The following is a 10,603-nucleotide window of genomic DNA, read 5'->3' as shown; positions in this document are numbered from 1 at the left end:
AACTCGCCGACCAGGTGCTGCCTGCCCTGACCGCAGCCATGAGCCTGCTCAGCACACAGCATCCGGGCGAGGCCGACAACTTCCGCGACACCGTCCTGGTCGCCGTCGAAGCCGCCGTCGGGCCCCGTAAGGGCGAGCCCAGCCCCGCCGTGGCGGCGATGGCCCGCAAGATCACCGCGGCCCTCGACGCCGCCTGAGGGATGCGGGGCCGGCGCAGCTCAGCGGGTGGCCGTGTCGAGGGGTTCTCTCCGGACCCCGCGACACGGCCACCGACCGTTGAACCCCGGGTTCGGCGGCGTGGCCGTTGGGAACCTCGGTGTGCGGCTAGTTAGAGACTGGTGTCAGGACCCGCCCGAGAGCCGGAACAGCTAGGTCACGACTCGCCGGCGGCAACACGCCTAACACCAGTCATGGTTCGTGCTCGGCGGTGAGATCAGTCGGCAATATGGCGCGTAGCCCGATCCGGCAGGATCCCGGCCCGGACGAGTTCCTCGTAGATCCGCTGCTGCTCATCGTCGAGATTCGAGTACAGCATGTCGTACGCCAGATCTTCCTCGGCGAGCACCGCGACCGGATCCCAGTTGTCACCGAGCGCCGCGACGACGGCGCTGCGCCGTCGTGCCTCGTCCAGCGTGAGGTCGTAAGCAAAAGTGTGGTCGGCCATATGGGCATCTCCAACCCGGTTCTTTCCAAAAACGAAATGACGACGATGCCCAACCACGCCTTCTCGGGCAATGACGTGCATCACGTTCCTCGGTTGGACTTCGTCACATTCGATGCTCGTGCCCGGACTGGACCGCGGAGTAACGCGTCCACATAATCGCCACGACACGTCCACCGCTGAAATCGGGCACTGAAATGCGGAATCGGCGCGAAAGCGCTGTCGCGTGCCCTCAGCACCCGTCAATCGAGTCAATGCCCGCAGCCGCTCGAAGACTCGAACCAGGTTCGAATAGCCGGCGGAAGCGTTGCTTGATCCAACGCCGAGTCGAACTGGCTACACCACGGCCAGTGTCGGACCCACGCAATGACAATCGGTTTCGACGGCCTGTACTCGTCCGGAGTGCATGCCACGCACTTTCCCGGCCTCCCCTTCGATTCCCCCAACCGTCTCCGGCATGGCATCTGACGAATTACGTTGCGCCACAACTTCTAATACACGCGGACGGCTGGGGGAACGGTCGGCGATCAGAGCCCTCGGACGGAGGGCGGGACAACAGATAGTCTGCTGGACAGCTCACGACGCCCCTACCCGACGGTGGCCGGCGCGGGCGCACCGACGGGCGCCGCGGCACTTACGTGCCGAGCCGCGGCCAGCCGCGCAAGTGCGGCCTCGGTGAAGATCGACAACCCGAGGTCGGGGTTGTATCCGTGAATTTCCTTGACGTCGAGCTCGGCCAGGAAATACAGGATCTCCGTCGAGATCACCTGGCCCGGGACCAGCACTGGAAAGCCGGGCGGGTAGGGGACGACGAAGGTGGTGGACACGAGGGTCTTCCCCTTGGCGACCCGTCGCCCAGCGTCGCCGAGCAGGACGTGTTCGCGGTCGGACTCCTCATACCCGGCATAGAAGGCCGAGCGCATGTCACCGAACGAGCTGGCGGCGTCGGGACGAAACGTGCTGTCGAACTCGCTGAAGTCGGGCAGCCCTGGCAGATACTTGGTGATCTCATCAACCCGGCGCTGTTGCAGAGCGCGATCGGCCTTACCGGCCGCGTTCTGGCTGCGCTCGAAGTCGGTAGCCACCCGACGCAGCACGTCGAGCAGGTAGTGCACGCTCGACCAGGTGACGCCGATCGTGAAGATCAACAGCACACTGTTGATCGAGGTCTTGTTGATCTGGATGCCGAACCGGTCCATGAGGATCTTTTCGCGGAACTCGTACCCGTTCATACCGGTCTTGCCGATGAACAGGGTGACCCGTGTCGGGTCGAGCACGAACTGATCGGACCGCCACGCCTCGTTCCACTCTGCCAAGCCACCCTGCCTGACCTGCCGGTACGAGCTGACTTCAGAGGCCCGGAACTCGTCGGGCACCAGGTCGTCCTCGTCGAGGATGCGGAACCACTTGCCGATCAGCCGGTCTTTGCGGACGCGGTGACGGAAGACCAGCGCCATGTCGTAGACATTCCGGACCAGCTGGAATCCCTCGATGTCGACCTGCCGACGCGCCAAGTCCAACGACGCCAAGAGTTGCTGGTTCGGCGAAGTCGAGGTGTGGGTCATAAACGCCTCATCGAATACCTCGCGCACGAGAGCTTTGAAATCCTGGTCGCGGACATGGATCATCGACGCCTGCCGAAGCGCCGACAGCGACTTGTGGGTGGAATGCGTCGCGTACACACGTACCCGCGCGCGCCCAGGGTCGGGAAGCAGCCGGTGGTTGCTCCACTCGGCACGGTCGACTCCCTGCATCGACGCACGCCACTTGCGGTACTCCTCCACATACCCGGGCGACGAAAACGTCGATTCGAGTTGCTCGGCGGCAACCATCGCGGTCCGCTGCCGTGCCCACGGCACCGCGGTTGCGAACGCGTACCACGCCTCGTCCCACAGGAAGCAAATGTCCGGCTTGATCGCCAGGACCTCCTCCATCACGCGCCGGGGGTTGTAGACAATGCCGTCGAAAGTGCAGTTGGTGAGCAGCAGCATGCGCACTCGGTCCAGTTGTCCGGCCGCCTCGAGGTCCAGCAGCGCCTTCTTGATGGTATGCAGGGACACGGCTCCGTAGATCGCGAACGGCTCGAGCGGGTAGGCGTCCAGGTACATCGGGTACGCCCCGGCTAGCACCAGGCCGTAGTGGTGCGACTTGTGGCAATTGCGGTCGATCAGAACGATGTCGCCCGGCCGGGTCAGGGCCTGCACGACAATCTTGTTCGCGGTGGATGTTCCATTGGTGACGAAGTACGTCTGATCGGCACACCACGTTTCGGCGGCTTTGTCCATCGCCGCCCTGATCGTGCCGTGCGGGTCGAGCAGCGAGTCCAGCCCGCCCGAGGTGGACGACGTCTCGGCCATGAAGATGTTGCGGCCGTAGAATTCGCCCATGTCCTGCAGTGACTTGGAGTTGAAGATGCTGGCGCCACGCGCGACGGGAAGGGCGTGGAATTGGCCGACCGGCGCGGCCGCATAGGCACGCAGGGCGTCGAAAAACGGTGTGGCGAACCGGCTGCGGACGCCGGCGAGCACCGTGCTGTACAGGTCGGTGACATCGTTGAGTCGATAGAATGTGCGATCGTAGACGTCCGGCTCGTCCTCGGTCTCCGCGGCGATCGACTCGTCGGTGAGCAGATACAGGTCGATATGAGGCCGCAGCTCCCTGATCCACTCGCCACATTCAACCCAGGCGTGGGTGCGGTCGGTCACGACCACGTCGTCGTTGGCGCCGAGCAACGTGGTCATCAACGGCACCCGGTCGCGTGAACGAAGCGGCAGGTCATCCCGGATGATCGCCGCTTGAATCTCGCCGTTCAACGCGACGGCGGTGATGGCGTCCTCGATGCTCGCCACGACAAGCAGCTCGAACTGCACATCGTCCGACGGGTCGCGAAGCGCCCGCAGGCTCTCCGCCAGGCTCTCGGGAGCCTCGGGCGGGGAATCGTCGCCGAGCAGGACGGTGTAGAACTGCTGCTGTTTGGCCCGCGCCACCAGTTCCTGATCGGCCATCGGTGCGGATGTGTCGAACACAGCTGTGCGGTCGCCGTACTCGGAGAGCAGGCGCACGGCCAGCGACACCTCCTCGGTGAGCCGCGTCGTGGCAAGATCGGCGACATATCCGCGAAACGTCGCCAGTCTCGCCGCGCCTGGGTACAGCCAGTACCGCTCGTAAGCGCCGAGACGATCGAGGAGGCGCCGCACTCGGGCAGTGGCGCGGGTGGTGTCCAGCCCGGCACGATTGACATCGGCGAGCTGCCGGCACGCGTCATCGAGCAGATTCCACGTATCGATTCGCGAGTACGACGGGTTCGCTACCGCCGCCAGCGCGGAAACACAAAGCCCTTTCGGGCGCTCTCCGTCTCGATGCATATCGTCAGTTCCGCCTCCAATCAGTGCAGGCGAGGTGATCTGTCGAACACAACAGATCGCCCTGGAACATTCATCCCTACGAATATTGTGTCCCGCCGTCGATCAAATTCCTAGCTGGCATTCAGGAATTAATGGCGGTGGCCCCAAAGCTGCCGCACCGATGAGACTGCGGTGGCTATCCGAAATTTGGGACTTTAACCTGCGCAAACATTGCGTCCTAACGCCCCACAAATCGTCGACCATGCCAACATGCCCGCGCGTGTCGGGCATTTCGACTGCACCGAGCTCCTTCTACGGGGGCCTGAATCTTCTGCAACGACCGAATCTCTGCAGACGTCTTCGCGGCACCAAACTTCCGGCAACTTCGCGGCGAGTACTTCTACCTGCACTGTGACGTGCTCGAAGCAACACTTGCAAACCTACAGCCTGTATAGTTACAGTGTGTAAACCATCCGTTCCGGTTGGCCTCGAAGACTCGCTACGGCCGCACTCCTGCGCAGCCTCGACCCCTACACATGGAACCTATGCAACGAGACCATATGCCCATCATGTTGCCCGTCACGGTCGTGCATACCCCCGATCGGATCCACCCCGTCGGTGACCATCACCAGCACGGCCCCGCTTCGGAAGCCGCACCGCCGCAGCTCATTCCCTCGGTCCCCACGGGCTCGACAGCGCCTGCACCGCCCACTGCCGAAGAGCTCCTTCCCGACACCGCGACCAATGCGACCTTGCGCGGATTGATCACGACCTATATCGATGAGTTCGTCATCACCCCGTTCAGCATCGCCGGACAACGGTGCCACGGTTTCGCGGCTCGGCTGGCCGACGACCGCCCCGGCGAGGCGTGGCTGCTGAGCTGGTTGCCCGATGCAGTCCTGAATCGTCGGCAGGCGTATGCCGCGATGGTTCTGGACGCGGTCCTGGTCGACCATGAACTCGACAGTGCCACCATGCTCAGCGTCATGCGGCGACTTGCCGCGCAGATCGCCCGCCCCCTCGAAGAAATCCTGACCCAGCTGTGCTACGTCACGGAGGGACCGCAGCTTCGATAAGCCCGACGCGAAACAGCGTGGCGCAATCCGGCGGTGATCCGAGCGAGGACCCGTCGGTTCAGTTGCCCGATCTTGCGATCACCGGCGACTGCAGCAACGATGCCGCCCCCACGACAAGATCGGCGTACAACGCCAATACCCGCTCACGCGGAATCTGCGGGTTGCGCAGCCACCAGCGACCCAACTGCTCGGCAATCCCTGAAGCCGCATACGAAAACGCCATCAGATCGTCCTCGCCCACGACCCCTACCAGAGGGCGCACCAACTGCCCGACTTGCACGATCGTCGAATGCCGCAACTGCCCCAGTTGCTCCGCCAGCGTTCCTTCCAGATTTGCCGACGTCGTGAACAACAGCGCCCACCGCTGCGGGTTGGAAACGATGAGGTCGAAGTACGGGGCACCCCCAGCCGCAGCGATGGCCCGTAAGTTCCGACCCGCTTCCACGACCTCCGTCACACCAGCGACAAGACTCTGCTCGAACTGAGCACGGGCACGATTCACGCACGCCAGGAAGATTCCTTCTTTCGAACCGTGATGCTGGTACACGATCGGCCGAGTCACCCCCGCCACCCGAGCGATCTCATCCACACTCACCCCCTCATACCCCCGCTCGGTGAACAACACCTCCGCCACATCCAGCAACTGCTGTTCACGCTCGGCCGCACTCATCCGCACCCGACGCGCCCCCGCGGGCTCAGCCATCTCCGCTTCTCCTTCGATCGGGCCCTCACATTTGTATACACAGTGTAACTTAGGTGCATCGGTCGACACCCTGGTGGCGATGACCTGCGACTTGGTCGACCGCCGGCGAAGCTACATTCGTGTGGAACACACCGCGTGCGTCCTTCGACTCCACATCGAAATCACCAGCCGCCGCAACGCCACCCTCGCCCTACGCGACTCTCAGCAGTTCGCTTCCAGTGGTCGCGTCAGGAGCGGAACGAGATTCGCCGCTGCGCTACCCTGCCATTGATGGATGCCTCGAGAATGCAGCCGACGAAACGGTCCCCCGGCCGCCAAGGGCAACGGGCCGGTCACGAGGATCGGCGCGCGGCGATCCTCGAAGCAGCACTCGAAGTTTTCGCCGAACGTGGTTACCAGGGGGCTACCATCGCGGCCGTCGCGGAACGGGTCGGCCTGAGCCAGCAGGGCGTGCTGCACTATTTTCCGAATAAGCAAACGCTGCTGATCAACGTGCTCGCGTTGCGCGATAACCTCGATGTCCTGATGGTCACAGCGCAGGGCAGGATGACCACGCTGGATTTCCTCGCCGAGCTGGTGGACCGCAACGCCGAGCGTCCCGGCATCGTGCAATCGTTCACGGTGCTCGCGGCCGAGAGCGTCACCGAGGGGCATCCCGCACGCGATTATTTCGTCGAACGCTATACCCTGCTCCGACGGATGCTGACCGCCCAGTTGGTGCGCGACCTCGGCGGGGACCCGCCGAGGGGTGCCACACATGCGGAGATTGCAGCCCTGTTGATCGCGGTCCTCGACGGACTGCAGCAGCAGTGGCTGCTCTCGCCTGACGAGGTCGATATGCCAGGCCTGCTGCGCACGTTCCTCTCACTGATCCGACCGAGCGATTCGGACTGATCCCGCACGCACCTTCTGGACGGACTCGGACGTCGCCAATATTTGACGTCGCCCATGTTTGATAACGTTTCGATAACGTTAACTACCCAGCACTCGGTAGGTCGGACATAATCCCAAGCGGGGTCGCCTGCGGCACCACTGGAGGAGACGCAGGAGACGTCGATCAGCGCGCTGATCGAGGTTTTCCGTCGCCCGAGCCGAAGGAGCCGACCAGCCTATGTCCGAGCAACATTCCGATCGCGAGGCCGTCGTCGAGAAGGCGTTGGCGGCATTGGACCTGGATACCCGGTGTCGCCTGTTAGCCGGGCAAGACATGTGGACCTTGCCCGCGATCGCGGCAATCGGACTGGATTCACTGGTCATGTCCGATGGTCCGATCGGTGTGCGCGGCGTGCACTGGAGTCCGGAGGACCCGTCGGTTGCGCTGCCGAGCCCGACCGCGTTGGCGGCTACCTGGGATCCCGCTCTGGCTCGCCGGGCCGGACAGTTGCTCGCGCAGGAGGCCCGGCGCAAGGGCGTGCACATGCTGCTGGCTCCGACGCTCAATCTGCATCGAAGCCCGTTCGGCGGCAGGCACTTCGAGTGTTACTCCGAGGACCCGCTGCTCACCGGCGAGATCGGCGCCGCCTATGTCATCGGCGTACAAGAGGGCGGCGTGGCCGCCACGCCGAAACATTTCGTGGCCAACGACTCCGAGACCGATCGCTTCACCGTCGATGTGCGGGTGTCGCAGCGCGCGCTGCGGGAGCTGTACCTGGCGCCGTTCGAGGCGGTGGTGACCAAATCCGGACCGTGGGCATTGATGTCGTCATACAACAGCGTCAATGGCACGACGATGACTCAGCACGCCGCGCTGCAGAACGACATCCTGCGTGCGGAATGGGGTTTCGACGGCGCGATCGTTTCCGATTGGCTGGCCGCCCGCGACACCGCGGGTGCTGCTCTGGGCGGGCTGGACATCGCCATGCCGGGCCCGCACACCGTATTCGGGCAAGCCCTTGCCGATGCCGTACGTGCCGGCCGGGTGTCAGAGGCGGTCGTCGAGCGGATGACACAGCACGTGCTCCGACTCGCCGCGCGGGTCGGAGCGTTGGCCGGGGCGCCGCCGATGGTTGCCGAGAACGAATTGCCCACCTCGATCGATGGCGACGCGCTGGCATACCAAATCGCGCAGCGCTCGATTGTGCTGCTGCGCAACGAAGACGACATCCTGCCGTTGGCTTCTGTGCCGCGAATTGCCCTGATCGGCCAAGCCGCCGACCAGGCCAGGGTGCTCGGCGGCGGCAGTGCCCAGGTCTTCCCGCCCCATACCGTGTCGCCGCTGGAAGGGTTGCGGGCCGTACTCGACCAGCGGACCGAACTGGTGTACGCCGTCGGCGCCGATCCGCGCGTGCGGATCCCCGCCGCCAAGGCAGGTTTCGACCTGCGGGTCCGGCTGCACGGTGCGGACGAGCGCGTACTCGGCGACCATCCACTGCCAGAGGCGAGTATCGAATGGATCGGTGAATTCCCCGACGACGTCAAGGCCGATGAGCTGCATGCCATTACCGTGACCGGCACGTTCACACCGCGGGCAACCGGAATCCATACCCTGGCCATCGCGGGCGTCGGACCATTCCGCCTGACCGTCGCCGACCGAACCTACTTCGACAAAGCCATCGTCCCCGACGGCGACCCGCTGGCCGCATTCCTCTCCCCGCCCGAGCAGCTGGTCGAAGTAGAACTTCTTGCCGGACAGACTGTTTCACTGAGCCTAACGCACACGCCGACGCCGACGCCGGAGATGCCGATCGCGTTCGCCAAATTCACCATGGGGCATCAGGAGCCGAATATCGATCCAGAGGTGCTCATCGAGGAAGCGGTCGCCGCCGCGGCTGCGGCCGATGTGGCCGTCGTCGTGGTCGCCACCACCCCCGAGGTGGAAAGCGAAGGTTTCGACCGGACATCGCTCGAGTTGCCCGGCAGGCAGAACGAACTCGTCCAGCGCGTGATCGCGGCCAACCCGCGCACCATTGTGGTCGTGAATACCGGCTCCCCCGTACACATGCCGTGGGCCGAGGACGCCGCGGCGGTCCTGCTCACCTGGTTCCCTGGACAAGAGGGCGGCGCCGCGCTGGCCGACGTACTACTCGGCCGAGCCGAACCCGCCGGGCGGCTGCCGACCACTTGGCCTGCACACCAGGACGATTCGCCCGTCCTGAATGTCACCCCCACCGACGGCGAGCTTGCCTACACCGAGAACCTCTACGTCGGATACCGCGCCTGGCAGCGGCTCTCGACCACACCCGCATACTGGTTCGGACACGGTCTCGGGTACACGAACTGGGAGTACGAGACCGCCGGGTTTACCCCGGCACCGGATGGTGACCTGCTCGGCATCCTCACCGTCCGTATCCGCAATGTCGGCGAACGGCCCGGCCGCGAGACGATCCAGACCTATATCGCCCCGCGCACCGACCTGTTCCCGCAGCTGGCCCTGGCGCCCGATCGGCGCCTGGCCGCGTTCGCCGGCGTCGAAGCCGAACCGGGGCAAGTGGCCGAAGTCGCCATTCCCATTCCCCGCCGAGCCGCCGAGTCCTGGGACGAGGCAATCGGAACCTGGGATATTCCGACGACCACATTCCATCTGCTCACCGGACGATCGGTCGCCGACGTGCGTATCTCGACCGCCATTCAACTCGAAGGACCCCGCGCATGAGAATCTCGCGAACCTGTCTGCGGCTGTCCCTCGGCCTCGCCGCGGTCACGACACTGCTGACCGGCACATCGATGGCCGAGGCGTTCGCCGAACCGAGCCCGTACCCGACGGCCACTTGGGAAGAGGTGCAGGCCAACGAGAAGCAGTGGGCGCAGGAGGGCAAGGTGGAAGCCCCCACGCCACCGGGAGTCAACCGTGACAACTGCACGCCGACCGTGCCAGGTGCGGTTCCAGTGGTACTGCTGCACGGCTTCGCCGGTGATCCCTACCGGGCCTGGGGATTCCTCGGCCCCACACTGGCCAATGCCGGACTGTGCGTCTACGCCTTCTCCTATGGCGGCAGCACCGCCATGCAAGGTGGCGGCAACGGCCCACTCACGGCCTCGGCGGTAGAGATCAAGCAGAAGCTCACCGAACTCGCCGCACGCCTCGGTGCATCGAAGCTCGACCTGATCGGACACTCCGAGGGCGGCATCATGGCGCAGTATGTGGTCAAGTCCGACCCGTCCATCGCCGGCCTGGCGCGGTCGGTGACCGCCATCTCGTCCCCGACTCGTGGAACGCTCGGCGACATCGCGGCATCGCTTCTGAATATCGGAAACCTCCGCGATCAGCTTCCGCTGCCGCCTGCGGTGAAAGATTTGATGGGCGGATCCAGTTTCATGCGCGAGCTCAATTCCGGGCCGGTCGCCGTACCGGGCATTACTTATACGACACTGGTCAGCGAACACGATCCGGTCGCCGCTCTCGGCCAGAACCAGGCCACGATCAACGAGCCCGGCGTCGACAATGTTGTCCTGCAAGACGTTTGCCCCGCTAGCAAGGCCGGTCATAATGGCACACCGTTCTCACCGACTACCGCCGCCATCATCCTCAACGCCTTGGATCGCTCGGTCGTGCGACCGATTCCATGCCAGGAGGATTCCACCGGCTAGCCCGGACCGACACGCGCCGACTATCGGATCTGCCTCGAGCCGAGCGTCAGCGCGGTGTTCAGCGGCGCGAAGTCGCTCGCACGCAAGGCGCCGCGGCCGCGAACTGCCAGTCCCCCAGTGCATCTTCGGCGGCGGCGCTCGATGCATCCGCTGCGGAGGTCGATCAGGTCATGCACGGACGAGACAAACTGACCCGGCAGACACCCACCGGGCCTGCCGCAACGACGCCCACACCACGGCAAACCCGCACACTCCTCGACCGCACCTGGCCGCATTCGCCTGCACCAGCGAA

7 protein-coding genes and 1 pseudogene are annotated in these 10,603 nt (G+C 64.6%); 5 read left to right on the top strand and 3 right to left on the bottom strand.

What is annotated here, in order from left to right; genetic code table 11:
- Window positions 1–197 (top strand): annotated as a pseudogene (locus tag ACLMAL_RS37295) (hypothetical protein); the annotation flags it as partial.
- Between the two features lie 236 nt (window positions 198–433).
- Here the strand turns inward: ACLMAL_RS37295 and ACLMAL_RS37290 are convergent.
- Window positions 434–664, bottom strand: coding sequence for a DUF6400 family protein (locus tag ACLMAL_RS37290; RefSeq protein WP_412003368.1), 231 nt, complete (start codon window positions 662–664; stop codon window positions 434–436).
- Window positions 665–1,248: 584 nt separating this feature from the next.
- Window positions 1,249–4,026 carry an aminotransferase class I/II-fold pyridoxal phosphate-dependent enzyme gene (locus ACLMAL_RS37285; protein WP_412003367.1) on the bottom strand — a complete coding sequence of 926 codons (2,778 nt, stop codon included), beginning with the start codon at window positions 4,024–4,026 and terminating at the stop codon, window positions 1,249–1,251.
- A 539-nt stretch (window positions 4,027–4,565) separates the two neighbouring features.
- Between ACLMAL_RS37285 and ACLMAL_RS37280 the strand changes: the two genes are divergently transcribed.
- Window positions 4,566–5,081, top strand: a complete 516-nt coding sequence (locus ACLMAL_RS37280) for a hypothetical protein (RefSeq protein ID WP_412003366.1) — start codon at window positions 4,566–4,568, stop codon at window positions 5,079–5,081.
- A gap of 58 nt (window positions 5,082–5,139) precedes the next feature.
- Here the strand turns inward: ACLMAL_RS37280 and ACLMAL_RS37275 are convergent, their stop codons facing one another.
- Entirely contained in the window at window positions 5,140–5,751 is a 612-nt protein-coding gene (locus ACLMAL_RS37275; protein ID WP_412003365.1) for a TetR/AcrR family transcriptional regulator, read from the bottom strand.
- Window positions 5,752–6,054: 303 nt separating this feature from the next.
- Between ACLMAL_RS37275 and ACLMAL_RS37270 the strand changes: the two genes are divergently transcribed.
- From ACLMAL_RS37270 to ACLMAL_RS37260, 3 genes are all read left to right on the top strand, one after another.
- Window positions 6,055–6,678, top strand: a complete 624-nt coding sequence (locus ACLMAL_RS37270) for a TetR/AcrR family transcriptional regulator (protein WP_412003364.1) — start codon at window positions 6,055–6,057, stop codon at window positions 6,676–6,678.
- 217 nt (window positions 6,679–6,895) lie between these two features.
- Entirely contained in the window at window positions 6,896–9,376 is a 2,481-nt protein-coding gene (locus tag ACLMAL_RS37265) for a beta-glucosidase family protein (RefSeq protein WP_412003363.1), read from the top strand.
- Window positions 9,373–10,311, top strand: a complete 939-nt coding sequence (locus tag ACLMAL_RS37260; RefSeq protein ID WP_412003362.1) for an esterase/lipase family protein — start codon at window positions 9,373–9,375, stop codon at window positions 10,309–10,311. The genes ACLMAL_RS37265 and ACLMAL_RS37260 overlap by 4 nt, the downstream gene beginning before the upstream one ends.
- Window positions 10,312–10,603: the final 292 nt, after the last annotated feature.

Source organism: Nocardia sp. CWNU-33 (assembly GCF_046764895.1).
Classification (GTDB): domain Bacteria; phylum Actinomycetota; class Actinomycetes; order Mycobacteriales; family Mycobacteriaceae; genus Nocardia.
Note: the sequence above shows the minus strand (reverse complement) of the source record. Positions and strands in the feature narration are given on the sequence as shown.